The organism is Stenotrophomonas forensis (assembly GCF_028752115.1).
Classification (GTDB): Bacteria; Pseudomonadota; Gammaproteobacteria; order Xanthomonadales; family Xanthomonadaceae; genus Stenotrophomonas; species Stenotrophomonas forensis.
Genome location: NZ_CP082270.1, coordinates 1225630 through 1242430 on the forward strand (window position 1 = coordinate 1225630; position 16801 = coordinate 1242430).

A 16801-nucleotide genomic window follows, 5' to 3' on the forward strand; every position below is an offset into this window, starting at 1 on the left:
TGAAGGCGGACCCAACAGCCGCGCGCTGATCCGTTGCAGAGGCTTCGAGCGAAGCGACCGGCTTTTGCCTTTGCTCTCTTGTTCCATTCCGTGGCGGATGCACACGGAAACTGTCAGAGGCCGGGCGGGTGGGCTGGACAGGGGTATCCGCGCCATGGATGGCGCGGCTAAGCCTCCAGGGACGGATTTACGGCGTCCCCTGCGCAGCCTACCCGCCCGGACAGCGCCATGAATTTCGCCTTGCGGTCGCCACGAGGGGCTCAGCCGTTGGCCGGTCTCCAGCACCAGTGCCACGGTTCGTAGACGATCCCGTGCGGGTTGTCGCGCGGGTAGCTCAGTTGGAAGCCGTGCGCGCCGGCATGGCGCTGCAGCCAGGCAAACGCATCGGTGGCGTCGAAGGATTCCTCTGCCGGCGCATCGCCCGGCGTACCGATGTCCAGCGCATGGCCGCTGTGGTGTTCGCTGAAGCCCGGCGCGGCATTGACCTTCAGGATCTCGGCCACGCCCAGCCCGCGTGCCAGCTTCCGTTCGAAGATGCCCAGCTGGTAGGCATGGCTGCGAAAACCAGAGATCGCGTCCAGTGCCACGCCATCCCGTGCAGCGTGCAGGCGCATCCGGCGCCAGCCCTGCGCAGCGCCGCGGCGCAGCCACAGCGGGCGGGCGAAGCGGTCACGACCGGCGAAATGCAGCAGGCAGGGTTCGGCCTCCAGCGGCAGGCCGCTGTCGTCTGCGTAGCGCTGGGCGTCCAGGCCCAGCTGCTGCAGGCGCTGCTGCAGTCCGGCCAGCGGAAGCCATTGATCTTCCAGCGCTGCCCCGAATGGCCGAGCTGCCACTGCGTCCAGCAGTGCCAGCGCTTCCTCGACCCCGGGTTCGCGCGGCAGTCGTGGCACCATCGAATGCACGCCGCGCGGCAGTACGGCCGCCAGATAGCGGCCATCACGCTTGCGCCGCAGTACCCAGCGCGCCTGCGCCAACAGGCGTGCGTCCAGGTTGCTGCGCGCGCGCAGCAGGCCGGCGGGCCACAACTCGATGGTCGCGGTATTGATCAGCAGGGGCGGGCGTCGTTGCATCGCCGCAGCTTACTGCCGCGGCACCGATGCGGCCACCTTGCGCAGGGCATCGAGCAGTACCTGCGGCCGGTCCACGCTGAGCAGCAGCGTGCTGCCATCGCTGACCGGCAGGGCAAGCACACGCGCGCGATCGGTGACCAGGGCGAATCCCTTGCCGCCGCCCTGCAGGCGGAAGTGGCCCGAATAGAAGCCCGGCATTGCATAGCCGTTGGTCTTGAAACGGATGCCATAGCGGCGGTCGCGGCCGAGATCGACCACCTCCGCCTGGTCCAGCCGCAGCGTTGCCACCGAAACACGCCGGCGATACAGGGTCGAGCGCACATCCAGCACGTCGCCGGCCAGTTCCACCCGGCGGCGGAAGAAGGCCGAGCCCAGCCCGATGCCGAGCGCGACGATCACCAGCAGGCTCCAGGCGGCGCTGCCGCCCATGCGGAACCAGGGCGGCGAGAGCGTCACTTCGATCCAGGGCGCGGTGGCCGGTGCCTTGTACAGCTGCGCATACACGCAGGCCACGAAGGCGGCCAGCAGCGGCAGCACGATCCACAGCACGCGCAACGGCGAGCTGTCGGCTACCTCGTATTGTTTCGGATCGCTGGCACCCATGGCTCAGGCCTCCTTCTTGAACACCAGCATCGCCGGGCGCATCGGCGCCGGGATGATGATGTTGACCAGCTCCCAGCCCAGTTGGCCCTGGCGGCTGAGTTCGGCCTGGATGTCCTCGGCCTTGTGCAGGCCCATCATGGACGTCTTGACCTCGATGGTCTGGTAGCTCCAGCGCTTGCTCATTCCTTGTCCTCCGGCGATGGCTTGGGTTTCGGCAGGCGTCCTGCCTTGCGCAGGGCGTCGCGCAGCACGTATTCGATCTGCGCGTTGAGGCTGCGCAGCTCATCGTCAGCCCAGCGCTGTGCCGCGGCCAGGACCTCGGCATTGATGCGCAGCGGATAGGCTTTCTTCTCACTCATGAAAACTCCTGGCGGGGCGGTGGGGCGCCCCGTTGCGAGGGTGGTTCAGTACAGCGAACCGGCATTGACGATCGGCTGGGTGCCGCGGTCCGAGCACAGCACGGTCAGCAGGTTGCTGACCATGTGCGCCTTGCGTTCCTCATCCAGCTGCACCACGCCGTTCTTCTGCAGTTCGGCCAGGGCCATCTCGACCATGCCGACCGCGCCGGCAACGATGCGCGTGCGCGCGGCGATCACCGCATTGGCCTGCTGCCGCTGCAGCATCGCCTGGGCGATTTCGGCGGCGTAGGCGAGGTGGCTGATGCGCGCGTCGATCACCTGCACGCCGGCATCGGCCAGGCGCTCGGCCAGCTCGTTCTTCAGGTGCTGGGAGATCTCGCTGGCGTGGCTGCGCAGGGCCAGCTGGCCTTCCTCGTGCTGGTCGTAGGGATAGCTGGTGGCCATCGCGCGCAGCGCCGATTCGGACTGGATGTGCACGAAGCTCTCGTAGTCATCCACGTTGTAGACCGCCTCGGAGGCATCGACCACCTGCCAGACGATCACCGCGGCGATCTCGATCGGGCTGCCGTCCAGCTCGTTGACCTTCAGCTTGCCGCTTTCGAAGTTGCGCACGCGCTGGCTGACCCGGCGCTTGCTGAAGAAGGGATTGTTCCAGCGCAGGCCGTTGTCCTTCACGGTGCCGACGTACTTGCCGAACAGGCTGAGCACCGCGGCCTGGTTGGGCTGGATGGTGTACAGGCCGGCCAGGACGAACATGCCCGCCGCGACCAGCAGGACGCCCAGCAGCATCAGCAGCAGGTTGGGCGAGCCGGTGCTGGCCTTGGCGGCAACGCCGAGCACGAACACGGCGGCACCGGCGAGGGCGACGAGCAGGGCGCCGGCCAGCGTGCCGAGGCCGTTGAGCGAGGACAGCGACTTCTCTTTCATGGCAGTACGTCCTTGAGGGTTCGAAATGAAGATATCAAAGTGATATCAGATGTGGGCTACCGTTCGTCGGATGCCGTGGCCGGGGTGCCCGGCCAGCTAGAATGCCCACCCGCCTTCACATCGCTGCTGGAACCGCCATGGCCAAGCTTGGAACTCCGTTGTCCCCCTCCGCCACCCGCGTGCTGCTGCTGGGCTCGGGTGAACTCGGCAAGGAGGTGGCCATCGAGCTGCAGCGGCTGGGCGTGGAAGTGATCGCCGCCGATCGCTATGCCGATGCGCCGGCAATGCAGGTCGCACATCGCTCGCACGTGATCGACATGCTGGACGCGATGGCCCTGCGCGCGCTGATCGCCCAGGAACAGCCGCACCTGGTGGTGCCGGAGATCGAAGCCATCCACACCGAGACCCTGGTCCAGCTGGAACAGGAGCAGGGCCTGCGGGTGATCCCGACCGCGCGCGCCGCACGCCTGACCATGGACCGTGAAGGCATCCGCCGCCTGGCCGCCGAGACCCTCGGGCTGCCGACCTCGCCGTACCGCTTCGTCGATACCGAGGCCGAGTACCGTGCCGCGGTGGCCGCGATCGGCCTGCCGTGCGTGGTCAAGCCGGTGATGTCCTCCTCGGGCAAGGGCCAGAGCACGCTGCGCAGCGAGGCGGACATCGCCCCGGCCTGGGACTACGCACAGACCGGTGGCCGTGCCGGTGCCGGCCGCTGCATCGTCGAAGGTTTCATCGACTTCGATTACGAGATCACCCTGCTGACCGTGCGCCACGCCGGTGGCACCTCGTTCTGCGCGCCGATCGGCCACCTGCAGAAGGACGGCGATTACCGTGAGAGCTGGCAGCCGCAGCCGATGTCGAGCGCGGCGCTGGCACGTGCGGAAGAAATCTCGCGTGCGATCACCGACGACCTCGGCGGTTGGGGCCTGTTCGGCGTCGAGCTGTTCGTGAAGGGCGACGAGGTGTGGTTCAGCGAAGTGTCGCCGCGCCCGCACGACACCGGCCTGGTGACGCTGGTCTCGCAGGAACTGAGCGAGTTTGCGCTGCATGCGCGGGCGATCCTCGGCCTGCCGATTCCGGTGATCCGCCAGAGCGGCCCGTCGGCCTCGTGCGCGCTGCTGGCGCATGGCGAAGGCGTGCCGTACTTCAACAACGTCGCTGCTGCGCTGCAGGTGCCGGATACCGCGGTGCGCCTGTTCGGCAAGCCGAGCGTGCACGGCCATCGCCGCGTCGGCGTGACCCTGGCACGCGCGGAAACCATCGACGAAGCGCGTTCGATCGCACGCGACGCCGCCGACGCCATCGGCGTCGAACTGCGCCCGTAAAGGAAGGAGCGACGACCAACGGTCGTCGCCTACCGGATTCCGGTGGGTACCGACCATTGGTCGGTACCGCATCAACATCGCCTTACGGCTTTACATCCACCCACACCAGGTGGTGGTCGCTGCCGTCGGCGATCTTCGCTTCCGGGCTTTCATTGGCCGGCCAGAAGATGCCGCTGCCGATGTACTCGAAACCGGTCGAGGGCAGCACGTAGTCCAGCCGCATGGTGCCGGACTTCGGGCCGAAATCGCCGGTGGCATGGAACGGCGCGCCCCTGCGCGCGATGCCCTTGGCCGCATAGGCCAGGCTGGTCTGCTCGCCACCGACGCTGCGCGGGGTGGGGTAGCGCAGCACGCGGGCGTTCTCGATCAGTTCGACGATCGCGTCATGGCGGCCATCGCCGTCGACCGGGTCGTTGTTGAGGTCGCCGAGGATCACGAAGCGCGCGTCCTGGGCCAGGCCACCGCACTGGCCCTTGTCGTCGCACAGCCACGGCTTGTCACCCTTGGACAGGTATTCCTGCCACAGGCGCAGCTCGTCGTGGTTGCGCGCGGCGTTGCGCTTCTCCGGGCCGTCGAACACCGGCGGGGTCGGGTGCGAGACCAGTGCGTGCACCACGCCGGCCGGAGTCTTCACCGGCACGTCCCAATGCGACTTGGAGGACAGCCGCAGCTGCGACCACACGTGGTCGTTGTAGAAGCTCTTGCCGGTGCGCGGATCAACCGGACGGATCGCGCCCGGCATCGCGCTCCACTTCAGCAGCTGGAAGCTGCGCACCTTGGCTTCATCGATCGGGTAGCGCGACAGCACCAGCATGCCGTACTGGCCCGGGTGCAGGCCGTAGCCCCAGGCATCGTTGCCGCGGCTGCGGCCTTCGCCGCCGACCACGCCGTTGTTGTCCAGGTCCAGGCCGCTGGGCACGCCGGTGTTGACCGGGGCCAGGTAGCGGTAGGCGAAGTGCAGCGGCTTGCCGCCGCCGGGCTGGGCCACTTCCAGGTAGCGCTTCTGGAACAGGTCGGCGGCGCGGTGGGCGTCGTCGAAGTCGAACTCGTTCAGCAGCACCAGATCCGGGCGCACCTGCTGCAGCACCGCGGCGATCTTGCGTGCGTGCTCGCTGTCGCCTTCCAGTTCCTTGATCAGGCCACCGGCGTCATCGGAGTACAGCGAGGTGTTGTAGGTGGCCAGGCGCAGCGCAGCGGACGGCTTTTCGGTCATCGCAGGGGAGGTGGCGAAGGCGGGGGCGGTGGCGCCGCAGAGCAGGGCCAGGGCGAGGATCAGGGGTTTGGCGTTCATGGGCCGTATTGTGCACCCGGCCCGGTGTCAGCGGTTTGTCAGCGCCCGTCCAGATCGTTGTCGAAATCGTGCCAGCGGCGGCCGTCGTAGGCCTCCAGCGGATGGAAGCGGCGCTTGTAGTCCATCTTCTGGTGGCCGCGGATCCAGTAGCCCAGGTAGACGTGCGGCAGGCCCTCGCGGCGGGCCCATTCGATCTGCTGCAGGATCGCGAAGGTACCCAGCCCGCGCGCGGCGTGCTCCGGGTCGAAGAAGGTGTAGACCGCCGACAGGCCGTGCTCGGTGACGTCGGTCACCGCCACCCCCAGCAGCTGGCTGGGCTGGCCGTCGTGGCCGGGCAGGCGCATCTCCATGAAGCGGGTGTGCGACCAGCTGCCGATCAGGAACTGCTCGAATTCGTGCGGGCCATGGTCGTCCATGCCGCCGTTGGCGTGGCGGTGGGTGAGGTAGCGGTGATACAGCGCGAACAGGTCGTCACGCGCGGTGGCGGCGGTGATCCGCACCTCCAGGTCTTCATTGCGGGCCGCGCAACGGCGCTGGCTGCGGTCCGGGGCGAAGCGCGCCACCGGGATGCGCACCGCCACACAGGCCTGGCAGTGCGCGCAATGCGGCCGGTAGACCAGGTCACCGCTGCGACGGAAGCCCCAGCTCAGTGCCAGCGGATACAGGCCGCCGAGGCGGCGGTCGTGCGGGTCCAGCACCAGGTCGCGCGCCACCCGGTCCGACCAGTACCCGCAGGGGTGCTCGCCGGTCTGGAAAAGTCGCAGTTCGTCGTCTCTGTCGCCATGCATCGCCATGGGCACAGCATAGCCCCAGCCCGTCGCAGTGGCGGCGACTGTCCGCCGGATGAATGGAACCGGCGGCGACGTCAACCGATGTCGCGCCCGGGCGTTGTTGTCCCCCGAGGGTGAAGTGATCACCCCGACGCTGTTCCCATCCCCAGGAGTGACCTCATGATCCGTACCCCCCTGCTGCTGGCCCTGCTGCTCGGCACCTCCGCTTCCGGTATCGCGCTGGCGGCCGACACCCCGACCACGCCGGCGCAGCGCCCGGCCAAGCTGGACACCAATGGCGACGGCGTCATCGACCGCAGCGAAGCCGCTGCCAACCCGCGTCTGGCGGCGAAGTTCGACGAACTGGACAAGAACAAGGACGGCAAGCTCTCGCGCGATGAACTGCCGCGCTGGAAGCACGGTCGCCGTGGCCACGGCGGCGAGCGCTGGGCCAAGCTGGACGTCAACAAGGACGGCCGCATCAGCCGCGAGGAAGCCAAGGCCGATCCGCGCCTGGCCGCGCGCTTCGACCAGCTCGACCTCAACAAGGACGGCTACCTGGACAAGGCCGACCGCGAACTGCGCGTGAAGCAGATGCGTGATGCCTGGTTCGCCGCGGCCGACACCAACAATGATGGCCAGCTGAGCAAGGCCGAGTTCGATGCGGCCAAGCGCCCGATGCACGGTGGTCCGCGTCAGGGCGGCCCGCGTGACGGTGCCATGCCGAAGCCGCAGCGCTGAGAGCCAACGCGGTGATCGACGACAACGCCGGCGCACTGCCGGCGTTGTCCGTTACAGGCGGCCGCTGCGTACCAGCGAGTACAGCACCAGTGCGATCACCATCAGGTTCATGGCGATGATGCCGGTGCGGCCGTACATCGACTCGTATTTCCAGTTGATGCCCGTGCGCCCGCGCCGTGCCGAGTCGCGCACGATCATCGGCGCCATCACCCGCTGCAGCGGTACCAGGCACTGGTAGTTGACCACGCCCAGGCCGACCGCCAGCACCGCCATCTGTGCCCAGACCGGCACCTGCAGCATCACCGCCAGCAGGATCGCCAGGCACCAGAACATGCCGGTGGTGATGTTGAGATAGAGGAAGCGACGCACATCGGCGCGCTCGGCATCGGTCTCGGTGTACGACATCAGGAAGCGCCCGCCCAGATAGCTGCCGATCGCTCCGCCGACCACGCCACCGATGACTGCGCCCCAGCTTTCGGCCGGCAGCACGTGCAGCTGGCCCAGTGTGGCAGTCAACGAGCCCATCGCGGTGCCGCCTGCTGCACTGGCGCCGCCGAGGCCGAGCTTGCTGCCGCCGATGCCGACGCCGGTGCCGAGCAGGATCGCCGCGCTGGCGGTGCCGGGCGCGGCCACCAGCACCATCGACACCACGGCCGTGGCGAACGCCGCACTCGGGGCACTGCTGCGGGCGAATTCGCCGAAGCGTCGCAGCAGGCCGTCACGCACCTGGGCGCGGGCGCGCGACAGCCGCTTGCGCACGGCGGCGTCGCTGAGCCCGAGCAAGTCGGCTACCTGTTGCGAACGCTGGCCTTCGCGGTAGTACAGCAGCAGGACTTCGCGGCTGTCGGCCGGCAACGCGGAAATGATGTCTTCGGCGGCGATCTCTTCTTCCACCCGCTGCAGCCGGTCGGCCGCACCTGGCGCCGGGTCGGCGGCCATGCCCAGCGCCACTTCGGCCGCCTCGCCGGTCAGCGGCCGGCCACGCTGCGCACGCAGCCAGTCGCGGGCCAGGTTGCGGGTGATCTGCCGCAGCCAGGGCAGGAAGCTGGTTGAACTGCGCAGCTGGTGCAGCTGCTGCCAGCCCTTCACGAAGGCTTCCTGGGCGATGTCCTCGCTGGCCTGGCGGTCGCGGGTGATGGCCAGCGCGATGGCGGTGACCGTGTTCTGGCAGGCCAGCACGATGCGGCCATAGGCATGCTGGCAGCCGCCGGCGGCGGCCGGCAGTTCGCGTTCCAGGGTCTGGTCGATCGATGCGGCGAAGGTCGTCACGGCGGCGGCTCTCCTGCTGGGATTGTGTCCCATGACGGAGCCGCGCGCGAAGTGTGACCGGCCTTCAGTGCGGTAGTGCCGGCCGCTGGCCGGCAACCTCATGAACCCGTCCGGCGGGCTGCGCTTGCCGGCCAGCGGCCGGCACTACCCGTGCGTCATTTCGACGGCTGGATGCGGACCCGGACTTCTTCTTCTTCCGGCGGAGCCGGTTGGGCGGGGGGCTGCTGCTGCGGCTGCGCCTGCGGGGCAGGGGCCGGTGCGGCCGGCGCCGGGGTGCCGCGATGGCGCAGGCCGATCACCAGCGCCACGCCGGCGATCACCACCAGCAGGGCGATGCGGATGCGCCAGGCCCAGCCGCGGCCGCCGCTGCCCTGTTCCGGCATGTCGCGGAAGGCGAACTCGGCGGTCGGGTGGTCGCGGCGGGTGGTGTCGAGCAGGCGCGCGTCACGCAGGATTTCGCGTGCGCGCGGCTGGTCGTCGGCGCGCACGATCCACACCGCCGGGTAGGCGCTGGCGTTGCCCAGGTCGGTATAGCTGAACTGGCCGCGGCGGCGGGTCTTGTACGAGCGCCCGTTGGTCACCTTGACCTCGATGCCATGCCCGCGCAGGAGCTCGGCCACGCCTTCGACGGTTTCCACGCGCTGGCTGCTGAAGATCTGGCGCATCGGATTACTCCTTGGCCGGCACGGCGGCTGCCGCTGCCTGGTCGGGTACGACGCGGATCAGGCCTTCCTGCGCGGTGCTGGCCACCAGCACGCCGTTGCGGGTGAAGAACTGGCCGCGGGCCAGGCCGCGCGAATCCTGCGCGCTGGGGCTGTCCAGCGAGTACAGCAGCCAGTCGTCGGCGCGGAACGGGCGGTGGAACCAGATGGCGTGGTCGAGCGAGGCCATCTGCACATGCGGGTGGTAGTAGCTGATGCCGTGCGGGAACGTCGCGGTACCCAGCAGATGGAAGTCGGAGGCATAGGCCAGCAGCGCCTGGTGCAGCTCGGGCGCATCGCCGACCGGCTCGCTTAGGCGCAGCCACACCTGGTGGTAGGGCGGGCGCTTGGGCGGGTTCAGTTCGTCACGCGGGTAGACGTGGCGGAATTCGAACGGGCCGCCGCGCGACAGCCAGCGCTGCACCTTGATCGGCAGCCGCTCCAGCACTTCGGCCGGCAGCGGGCGATTCGGCTCGATGTCTTCCGGCTGCGGCACTTCGGGCATCTTGTGCTGGTGCTCGGCACCGGTCTCGGCCTGCTGGAACGAGGCCGCGCAGAAGAAGATCACCTTGCCATGCTGGATCGCGGTGACCCGGCGCACCGAGAAGCTGCCGCCATCGCGGGTGCGGTCCACGTCGTAGACGATCGGGTGGTCGATGTTGCCGGCACGCAGGAAATAGGCATGCAGCGAATGCACGTGGCGGCCGTTGTCGACCGTGGCCTGCGCCGCGGCCAATGCCTGGCCCAGCACCTGCCCGCCGAACACGTACTTGGTGCCGATGTCGCGGCTCTGCCCGCGGAACAGGTTGTCCTCCAGCCGCTCCAGGGTGAGCAGGTCGATCAGCTCGGAGACGACGGGTTCGGGCGTGTCGTTCAAGGGGGCGGCCACAGCAATGAAGAAGGCCTGATTATACCGGTGCGGGCCGGCCCCTCATCGGTAGTGCCGGCCACTGGCCGGCAGCTTCGTGATCCTTCTGCGGCGCCTGAGGTAGCCGGCCAGCGGCCGGCACTACCGATTACTTGCCCAGACGTGCCACCAGCGCCTGCAGGGCGTTCTGTGCATCCGGGGCGAACCAGGCTTCGACGAAGCGGTCCAGCTGGATCAGGTCCGGGTGCAGGGCTTCGTGCAGGTCGGCGCGGGCAACCGCGCGGGTCAGCAGCATCGGCTGGCGCGGCTGCTTGAGCAGGTTCTGCAGCCAGGCCACGGCACGCGCCACCACCAGGTCACCTTCGGCCAGTTCATCGACCAGGCCAATCTGCAGCGCCTGCTCGGCCGGCACCAGCGAACCGGTGGTCAGCAGGACCCCGGCGCGGTGCACGCCCACCGCGCGGCGCAGCAGGCGCTGGATGCCCTCCGGTGCGATCAGTCCCACCTGCACTTCGTTCAGGCCGATGGCATACGGGCGCGACGGCTCGGCGCTGCGCGCCATCACCCGGTAGTCGCAGCACAGCGCCAGCACGCAGCCGCCGGCCGGGGCGTGGCCGGTGATCGCGGCCACCACCGGGATGCGGCTCTCGGCCAGCGTGCGCACCGCGCCAAAGAAGGCGTTCCAGGTGTCCAACAGCTTGTGCTTGTCATCGCCGTGCGAGAGCAGGTGCGGCACGTCCATGCCACCGGTGAAGATGCGTTCGCTGCCCGACAGCACGATGCCGTGCGCATCTTCGGCCATGGCCAGCTCGATGGCGTGGATCAACTGCCGGCACAGTTCGGTATCCAGTGCGTTGACCGGCGGCCGCGCCAGGCGCAGTTCGCGGATGGGGCCATGGTTGATCACCTCGATGAGCGTCGTCATGCTGCGGTCTCGTTGCGAAGAAGGAACCTGGGCGATGATAACCAAACCATTCGTTGGCGTATTGTTGATGATGTGTGCGGCCGCAGCATCGGCATCCGCCGCCGAGACGACGTGCGTCACCGTCGAGCAGGGCTGGGCGCGGCTGCCGCCGAATCCGGCGATGCCGATGACCGCCGGCTACGGCGTGATCCACAACGGCTGCCGCAAGGCGGTGGCGATCACTGGCGCGAGCAGCAGCGGTTTCGGCGATGTGTCGCTGCACGAGACCACGATCACTGACGGGGTCAGCCGCATGCGCGCGATCGAGCGCCTGCCGCTGGCACCGGGCGCCCGTGCCGAACTCAAGCCCGGCGGCCTGCACCTGATGCTGATGCAGGGCAAGGGCGCATTGAAGGACGGGCAGGCGCTGCCACTGCGGCTGCAGCTGGAAGGCGGTGGCGAAGCGAGCGCGACGTTGGTGGTGCGCAAGGCCGCGCCGTAAGCGCGCGGGGAAACGGCACGCTGCTGCTGAAGCAAGGGATTGGGATGGCCGTCGTAGCGTCGAGCTTGCTCGACGGCCCGGGCCAGCAGCAGTCGAGCAAGCTCGACTCTACGGAAGCGACGGTTGGGATGGCTGCCGTAGCGTCGAGGACGCTCGGCGCGACCGGAATATCCGGTAGTGCCGGCCAGCGGCCGGCACTACCAGGGGCTTACGACCAGTCGTACGAGAACAGCACCGTGCGGCTTACCGGTTCGTACAGCATCACGATCGCATCGGCGCCGGTGGCGCACCAGTTGTAGCCGGCCACGTCGGCCACGGCGAAGAATTTGTTGCCGTCGCGGGTGATGATCACCGTTTCGGCATCCTCCGCAGCGTTGGGGTCATCGGCGGCTTCGGTGAAGGCCAGCGCGAAGGCCGCAGGAATCTCCGCGGTCTCGGTCCAGTTTCCGAACCCGATCGGGCCACCCAGCGTATCCAGATAATCGCGCTCGCTGGCTTCGCCCTTGCCGAAGCGCGAGTAGCAGGCCAGCCGGCCATGCGTGGCGTGGTAGTCGCGCGCCTTGCCGTAGCTCTCGCGCATCTGCGCGATGTGTTCCTGCGCGTCCTTGTCGTCCACTGCATCACCGATGAAATAGCCCTCGTTGCCGAGGAAGCGCATCTCGTTGCCGGCGGTCAGTTCGAAGGCAATCCAGTTGGTGCCGGTGAACGCGTTGTGGTGTTCTTCGGTGGTCTCGCCGATACAGCCGTCATACGGCTCGATCGGGCACAGCATCGTCGCCACCTGGCCGGCCAGTTCCGGGCGCAGCACGCCCAGGTCGATCTTCAGCAGCGGCAGCAGGTGCTGGCCGAGCCAGGCCTGGTCGGTGGGGAAGACATCGGTGGGGAAGGGGACCATGCCGGGCAGCAGGTCGCGCAGTTCGGTGTGGTGGATCATGTCAGTCCTTTGAACAGTGTCGGTCGTGCCGGCCGCTGGCCGGCATCCGCGATACATCTGGAGGTTGCCGGCCAGCGGCCGGCACTACCAGAAGCGAATCAGGTAGACGCGTTGCGGATCGCCTCCGGCAACGGGGCGCTCTTGCCGGTCTGGGTATCCATCCACACCACCACCACGTTGCCGTCCGAATACAGCTTCGACTCATCCTGCTGGTCGACGATGCGGTGGCCGATGGTCACGCTGCTGTTGCCCAGGCGCTCGACGAACAGTTCGACCAGGATGTCGTTGGGCCACACGATCGGCAGCCGGTAGTTGACGTTGGTCGCGGCCACCACCGGTGCGATGCGGTCGGTCATCGACACGCCGTCCACGCCCAGCATCCAGCGCACGCGCGCTTCTTCCAGGTAGGAGATGTACTTGGCGTTGTTGACGTGGCCCATGCTGTCCATGTCACGCCAGCGCACGCTGATCGGGATGCGGGCCAGGATCTTGTGTTCGCTGCTCATCAGGCGTCCTTCTTCTTCTTGCTGGCGGCAGCAGTCTTGCTGGCCTTGCCGGTGCTTGTTGCCGCCACCGCCTTCTTCGCCACCTTGGCGGGCTTTTCAGGCTTCACCTTGCGTGGCGGGCGGGCGTCGGGCTTGTTGGCCACGGCGGCCGGGCGTTCCGGTCGCGCGCTGGTGGAGGGCAGCATGCGCGCCAGGAACTGGCCGGTGTACGACTGCGGGCAGGCCGCCACGTCTTCCGGCGTGCCGGTGACCAGGATGGTGCCACCGCGATGGCCACCTTCCGGACCCAGGTCGACGATCCAGTCGGCGGTCTTGATCACGTCCAGGTTGTGTTCGATCACCACCACCGTGTTGCCTTCGTCGCGCAGCTTGTGCAGCACGCCCAGCAGCGCTTCGATGTCGTGGAAGTGCAGGCCGGTGGTCGGCTCGTCCAGGATGTACAGGGTGCGCCCGGTATCGCGGCGCGACAGTTCCTTGGACAGCTTCACGCGCTGCGCTTCACCACCGGACAGCGTGGTCGCGCTCTGGCCCAGCTTGATGTAGCTCAGGCCGACGTCGACCAGCGTTTCCAGCTTGCGGGCGATCGACGGCACCGGCTCGAACAGCTTCAGTGCATCCTCGACGGTCATTTCCAGCACGTCGTTGATGTTGAAGCCCTTGTACAGGATCTCCAGCGTCTCGCGGTTGTAGCGCTTGCCGTGGCAGACGTCGCAGGGCACGTACACGTCCGGCAGGAAGTGCATCTCGACCTTGATCAGGCCATCGCCCTGGCACGCTTCGCAGCGGCCACCGCGCACGTTGAAGCTGAAACGGCCCGGCGAATAGCCACGCGCACGCGCTTCGGGCACCTGCGCGAACAGCTCGCGCAGCGGGGTGAACAGGCCGGTATAGGTGGCCGGGTTCGAACGCGGGGTGCGGCCGATCGGTGACTGGTCGATGTCCACCACCTTGTCGAACAGGTCCAGGCCATCGATCTCCTTGTACGGGGCGATCGGGTGCGAGGAACCGTTGATCTCGTTGGCGGCCAGCGAGAACAGGGTGTCGTTGATCAGGGTCGACTTGCCCGAGCCGGACACACCGGTCACGCAGGTCAGCAGGCCCGACGGAATCGCCAGGTCCACGCCCTTCAGGTTGTTGCCGCTGGCCCCGCGCAGGTGCAGGGTCATCTTCGGATTCGGCTTGTGCCGGCGCGCCGGGATCTCGATCGCGCGCTTGCCCGACAGGTACTGGCCGGTCAGCGAGCGCGGTGCCTCCAGGATGTCCTGCAGGGTGCCCTGGCCGACGATCTCGCCGCCATGCACGCCCGCGCCCGGGCCGATGTCCAGCACGTAGTCGGCCAGGCGGATCGCGTCCTCGTCATGCTCGACCACGATCACCGTATTGCCCAGGTCGCGCAGGCGGGTGAGGGTGCCGAGCAGGCGCTCGTTGTCACGCTGGTGCAGGCCGATCGACGGCTCGTCGAGCACGTACATCACGCCGACCAGGCCGGCGCCGATCTGGCTGGCCAGGCGGATGCGCTGCGCTTCGCCACCGGACAGGGTGTCGGCCTTGCGCTCCAGGGTCAGGTAATCCAGGCCCACATCGACCAGGAAGCCCAGGCGCTCACCGATTTCCTTGACGATCTTGGAGGCGATCTCGCCACGCCAGCCCGGCAGGCTCAGTTCGCTGAAGAACTTCAGTGCTTCGTCGATCGGCAGCACCACCAGGTCCGGCAGCGGGCGGTCGGCCACGAACACGTTGCGTGCCGCCTTGTTCAGGCGGGCGCCATGGCATTCCGGGCACGGCTGTTCGCTGATGTACTTGGACAGCTCTTCGCGCACCGCCGGCGATTCGGTTTCCTTGTAGCGGCGCTCGAGGTTGGGAATGATGCCCTCGAAGCGGTGCTTGCGCTGGGTGCGGCCACCGGCTTCGGTGAAGTAGGTGAAGGTGATCGCTTCATCGCCGCTGCCGTACAGCACGGCCTGCTGCACGTTCTCAGGCAGCGAGTTCCACGCCGCATCGACGTCGAACTTGTAGTGCTTGGCCAGCGAGGCGATCAGCTGGAAATAATAGGCATTGCGGCGATCCCAGCCGCGCACCGCACCGGCGGCCAGCGACAGCTCCGGATGCACCACCACGCGCGACGGATCGAAGAATTCGGCGATACCCAGGCCATCGCAGCCGGGGCAGGCGCCCATCGGTGCGTTGAACGAGAACAGGCGCGGCTCCAGCTCCGGCAGCGAGTAATCGCACACCGGGCAGGAGTACTTGGAGGAGAACAGCGTCGGCGCGGTTTCGGTGTTGTCCAGGCTCTGCACCGAGGCCATGCCGTCGCCCAGCTTCAGCGCGGTCTCGAAGCTCTCGGCCAGGCGCTGCTTGATGTCCTCGCGCGGGCGGAAGCGGTCGATCACCGCCTCGATGGTGTGCTTCTGGCGCAGTGCCAGCGGCGGCACCGCGTCGATTTCATGCAGCTCGCCGTCCACGCGTACGCGCACGAAGCCCTGCGCGCGCAGCTGGTCGAACACCTGCGCGTGCTCGCCCTTGCGGTCGCGGATGACCGGCGCCAGCAGCATGTAGCGCTGTTCCGGGTCCAGGGTCAGCACCTGGTCGACCATCTGGCTGACCGTCTGTGCTTCCAGCGGGTAGCCGTGGTCCGGGCAGCGCGGGGTGCCAACGCGGGCGTACAGCAGGCGCAGGTAGTCGTAGATCTCGGTGATCGTGCCGACGGTCGAACGCGGGTTGTGCGAGGTCGACTTCTGCTCGATCGAGATGGCCGGGGACAGGCCTTCGATGTGGTCCAGGTCCGGCTTTTCCATCACGCTCAGGAACTGGCGCGCATAGGCCGACAGCGACTCGACGTAGCGGCGCTGGCCTTCTGCGTAGATGGTGTCGAACGCCAGCGAAGACTTGCCCGAGCCGGACAGGCCGGTGATCACGATCAGCTTGTCGCGGGGCAGGTCGAGGTCGAGGTTCTTCAGGTTGTGCGTCCGCGCGCCGCGGATGCGGATGAAATCCATCGCCATGGGGGATCCGGTTGTGGGGGCGTTGGCTGGGTGCCGGGCCAGCAGGGAACGGCAATCGGTCAGCCTACCGAGGTGACCAGATGGGGGCAATGGGCGACAATGCCAGCCCGGTGTCTCACCTTGTGAGACAAGGCTTTATGAAGGGGTCAGATCCCTTTTCACGCTGTGAAAAGGGATCTGACCCCGTTCCGACCGGGTCTCCCGGGCCGTTCAGGGCTTGACTTGACCCTGTCGCATGGATCTGCGTACAATCCCGCTCCTGTCCGCCCTCGACGGCGGCAGTCCATAGACCACAATAACTACAGAGGAAGTCTGGTCATGTACGCAGTACTGGTCACCGGCGGTAAGCAATACCGCGTGGCGCAGGGCGAAAAGCTCCGCGTCGAAAAGCTCGAAGTCGAAGTCGGCAGCGAGATCAAGTTTGACAACATCCTGATGCTGGGCGACAGCGACGGCGTGAAGCTGGGCGATGCGCTGAAGGGCGCTGCCGTCACCGCCAAGGTCCTGTCCCAGGGTCGTGCTGACAAGGTCCGGATCATCAAGTTCCGTCGCCGCAAGCACCACATGAAGCGTCAGGGTCACCGTCAGTACTACACCGAAATCGAGATCACCGGCATCGCCGGCTAAGCATCAGGAGAAGCAGTCATGGCACATAAAAAGGGCGTAGGCTCCTCGCGCAACGGTCGCGACTCCAACCCGAAGTACCTGGGCGTCAAGATCTTCGGCGGCCAGGCCATCGAAGCCGGCAACATCATCGTGCGTCAGCGCGGCACCCAGTTCCACCCGGGTTCCGGCGTGGGCCTGGGCCGTGACCACACCCTGTTCGCCCTCGTGGACGGCAAGGTGGAGTTCTCGGTCAAGGGCGCCAAGAAGCGTCGCACCGTCAGCATCGTCTCGGCCGACGCCTGATCCAGGCATCGCCGGCACCCGTGCCTCGGCACGGCTGTGCTGGATGAAGAGCACGCTGCATGGAGAGCCCCGCTTCGGCGGGGCTTTTCGTTAGAGTTACCGGGTAAAAGGAAGACCGGC

At 67.6% G+C, this 16801-nt stretch carries 19 protein-coding genes; 5 read left to right on the forward strand and 14 right to left on the reverse strand.

Annotated elements, in window-relative coordinates; genetic code table 11:
* Positions 1-260: 260 nt before the first annotated feature.
* The 5 genes from K5L94_RS05760 to K5L94_RS05780 are packed head-to-tail and all read right to left on the reverse strand — an operon-like array spanning position 261 to position 2959.
* Positions 261-1070, reverse strand: a complete 810-nt coding sequence (locus K5L94_RS05760; RefSeq protein ID WP_053511828.1) for a M15 family metallopeptidase — start codon at positions 1068-1070, stop codon at positions 261-263.
* Positions 1071-1079: 9 nt separating this feature from the next.
* Positions 1080-1673 carry a PH domain-containing protein gene (locus K5L94_RS05765; RefSeq protein WP_274512192.1) on the reverse strand — a complete coding sequence of 198 codons (594 nt, stop codon included), beginning with the start codon at positions 1671-1673 and terminating at the stop codon, positions 1080-1082.
* Between the two features lie 3 nt (positions 1674-1676).
* A complete protein-coding gene (locus tag K5L94_RS05770; RefSeq protein ID WP_006424209.1) occupies positions 1677-1856 on the reverse strand; it encodes a DUF4177 domain-containing protein in 180 nt (59 codons plus the stop codon).
* Complete coding sequence (locus K5L94_RS05775; RefSeq protein ID WP_005412615.1) at positions 1853-2032, reverse strand: type II toxin-antitoxin system antitoxin; 180 nt, start codon at positions 2030-2032, stop codon at positions 1853-1855. Before K5L94_RS05775 ends, K5L94_RS05770 begins: the two co-directional genes overlap by 4 nt.
* A gap of 45 nt (positions 2033-2077) precedes the next feature.
* Positions 2078-2959 carry an SPFH domain-containing protein gene (locus K5L94_RS05780; RefSeq protein ID WP_053449109.1) on the reverse strand — a complete coding sequence of 294 codons (882 nt, stop codon included), beginning with the start codon at positions 2957-2959 and terminating at the stop codon, positions 2078-2080.
* 137 nt (positions 2960-3096) lie between these two features.
* Between K5L94_RS05780 and purT the strand changes: the two genes are divergently transcribed.
* A complete protein-coding gene (purT, locus tag K5L94_RS05785; protein WP_135966100.1) occupies positions 3097-4284 on the forward strand; it encodes a formate-dependent phosphoribosylglycinamide formyltransferase in 1188 nt (395 codons plus the stop codon).
* A gap of 82 nt (positions 4285-4366) precedes the next feature.
* Here purT and K5L94_RS05790 read toward each other — a convergent pair whose 3' ends face one another.
* Both K5L94_RS05790 and K5L94_RS05795 read right to left on the reverse strand, forming a co-directional pair.
* Positions 4367-5575 (reverse strand): endonuclease/exonuclease/phosphatase family protein, encoded by a 1209-nt coding sequence (locus tag K5L94_RS05790; protein WP_164085697.1) that lies wholly within the window; start codon positions 5573-5575, stop codon positions 4367-4369.
* A gap of 38 nt (positions 5576-5613) precedes the next feature.
* Positions 5614-6369, reverse strand: a complete 756-nt coding sequence (locus tag K5L94_RS05795; protein ID WP_274512196.1) for an arginyltransferase — start codon at positions 6367-6369, stop codon at positions 5614-5616.
* 156 nt (positions 6370-6525) lie between these two features.
* On the opposite strand from K5L94_RS05795, the gene K5L94_RS05800 reads away from it, so the two are divergent.
* A complete protein-coding gene (locus tag K5L94_RS05800) occupies positions 6526-7086 on the forward strand; it encodes an EF-hand domain-containing protein (protein ID WP_053449112.1) in 561 nt (186 codons plus the stop codon).
* 51 nt (positions 7087-7137) lie between these two features.
* Here K5L94_RS05800 and K5L94_RS05805 read toward each other — a convergent pair whose 3' ends face one another.
* The 4 genes from K5L94_RS05805 to K5L94_RS05820 form a co-directional block, all read right to left on the reverse strand.
* Complete coding sequence (locus K5L94_RS05805) at positions 7138-8355, reverse strand: RNA polymerase sigma factor (RefSeq protein WP_274512197.1); 1218 nt, start codon at positions 8353-8355, stop codon at positions 7138-7140.
* Between the two features lie 155 nt (positions 8356-8510).
* The gene (locus tag K5L94_RS05810; RefSeq protein WP_164243006.1) at positions 8511-9020 is read right to left on the reverse strand and encodes a pathogenicity-like protein; all 510 of its coding nucleotides are present in this window, start codon (positions 9018-9020) and stop codon (positions 8511-8513) included.
* A gap of 4 nt (positions 9021-9024) precedes the next feature.
* On the reverse strand, positions 9025-9945 hold the full coding sequence (gene tesB, locus K5L94_RS05815; RefSeq protein WP_005408551.1) for an acyl-CoA thioesterase II: 921 nt from the start codon (positions 9943-9945) through the stop codon (positions 9025-9027).
* 127 nt (positions 9946-10072) lie between these two features.
* Positions 10073-10849, reverse strand: a complete 777-nt coding sequence (locus K5L94_RS05820; RefSeq protein WP_049458435.1) for an enoyl-CoA hydratase/isomerase family protein — start codon at positions 10847-10849, stop codon at positions 10073-10075.
* 34 nt (positions 10850-10883) lie between these two features.
* Here K5L94_RS05820 and K5L94_RS05825 point away from each other — a divergent pair, with 34 nt between their 5' ends.
* On the forward strand, positions 10884-11330 hold the full coding sequence (locus tag K5L94_RS05825) for a copper chaperone PCu(A)C (RefSeq protein ID WP_053449115.1): 447 nt from the start codon (positions 10884-10886) through the stop codon (positions 11328-11330).
* A gap of 208 nt (positions 11331-11538) precedes the next feature.
* Here the strand turns inward: K5L94_RS05825 and K5L94_RS05830 are convergent, their stop codons facing one another.
* From K5L94_RS05830 to uvrA, 3 genes are all read right to left on the reverse strand, one after another.
* On the reverse strand, positions 11539-12264 hold the full coding sequence (locus tag K5L94_RS05830; RefSeq protein ID WP_164085702.1) for an enolase: 726 nt from the start codon (positions 12262-12264) through the stop codon (positions 11539-11541).
* Positions 12265-12362: 98 nt separating this feature from the next.
* Positions 12363-12770 (reverse strand): acyl-CoA thioesterase, encoded by a 408-nt coding sequence (locus tag K5L94_RS05835; RefSeq protein WP_053449117.1) that lies wholly within the window; start codon positions 12768-12770, stop codon positions 12363-12365.
* Positions 12770-15772, reverse strand: coding sequence for an excinuclease ABC subunit UvrA (gene uvrA / locus K5L94_RS05840; protein ID WP_049458438.1), 3003 nt, complete (start codon positions 15770-15772; stop codon positions 12770-12772). The genes K5L94_RS05835 and uvrA overlap by 1 nt, the downstream gene beginning before the upstream one ends.
* Positions 15773-16090: 318 nt before the next feature.
* Between uvrA and rplU the strand changes: the two genes are divergently transcribed.
* Positions 16091-16399, forward strand: coding sequence for a 50S ribosomal protein L21 (gene rplU, locus K5L94_RS05845; protein WP_006424709.1), 309 nt, complete (start codon positions 16091-16093; stop codon positions 16397-16399).
* A gap of 18 nt (positions 16400-16417) precedes the next feature.
* Positions 16418-16681: a 50S ribosomal protein L27 gene (gene rpmA, locus K5L94_RS05850; protein ID WP_005415704.1), complete on the forward strand. Its 264-nt coding sequence runs from the start codon at positions 16418-16420 to the stop codon at positions 16679-16681.
* Positions 16682-16801 lie beyond the last annotated feature (120 nt).

Coding starts and splice junctions, on each gene's coding strand:
- K5L94_RS05765 (WP_274512192.1), bottom strand. CDS start 1,673: ATGGGTGCCAGCGATCCGAAACAATACGAGGTAGCCGACAGCTCGCCG.
- uvrA (WP_049458438.1), bottom strand. CDS start 15,772: ATGGCGATGGATTTCATCCGCATCCGCGGCGCGCGGACGCACAACCTG.
- K5L94_RS05760 (WP_053511828.1), bottom strand. CDS start 1,070: ATGCAACGACGCCCGCCCCTGCTGATCAATACCGCGACCATCGAGTTG.
- K5L94_RS05820 (WP_049458435.1), bottom strand. CDS start 10,849: ATGACGACGCTCATCGAGGTGATCAACCATGGCCCCATCCGCGAACTG.
- K5L94_RS05800 (WP_053449112.1), top strand. CDS start 6,526: ATGATCCGTACCCCCCTGCTGCTGGCCCTGCTGCTCGGCACCTCCGCT.
- K5L94_RS05770 (WP_006424209.1), bottom strand. CDS start 1,856: ATGAGCAAGCGCTGGAGCTACCAGACCATCGAGGTCAAGACGTCCATG.
- K5L94_RS05790 (WP_164085697.1), bottom strand. CDS start 5,575: ATGAACGCCAAACCCCTGATCCTCGCCCTGGCCCTGCTCTGCGGCGCC.
- K5L94_RS05780 (WP_053449109.1), bottom strand. CDS start 2,959: ATGAAAGAGAAGTCGCTGTCCTCGCTCAACGGCCTCGGCACGCTGGCC.
- rplU (WP_006424709.1), top strand. CDS start 16,091: ATGTACGCAGTACTGGTCACCGGCGGTAAGCAATACCGCGTGGCGCAG.
- K5L94_RS05830 (WP_164085702.1), bottom strand. CDS start 12,264: ATGATCCACCACACCGAACTGCGCGACCTGCTGCCCGGCATGGTCCCC.
- K5L94_RS05795 (WP_274512196.1), bottom strand. CDS start 6,369: ATGGCGATGCATGGCGACAGAGACGACGAACTGCGACTTTTCCAGACC.
- K5L94_RS05775 (WP_005412615.1), bottom strand. CDS start 2,032: ATGAGTGAGAAGAAAGCCTATCCGCTGCGCATCAATGCCGAGGTCCTG.
- K5L94_RS05825 (WP_053449115.1), top strand. CDS start 10,884: ATGATAACCAAACCATTCGTTGGCGTATTGTTGATGATGTGTGCGGCC.
- purT (WP_135966100.1), top strand. CDS start 3,097: ATGGCCAAGCTTGGAACTCCGTTGTCCCCCTCCGCCACCCGCGTGCTG.
- K5L94_RS05835 (WP_053449117.1), bottom strand. CDS start 12,770: ATGAGCAGCGAACACAAGATCCTGGCCCGCATCCCGATCAGCGTGCGC.
- rpmA (WP_005415704.1), top strand. CDS start 16,418: ATGGCACATAAAAAGGGCGTAGGCTCCTCGCGCAACGGTCGCGACTCC.
- K5L94_RS05810 (WP_164243006.1), bottom strand. CDS start 9,020: ATGCGCCAGATCTTCAGCAGCCAGCGCGTGGAAACCGTCGAAGGCGTG.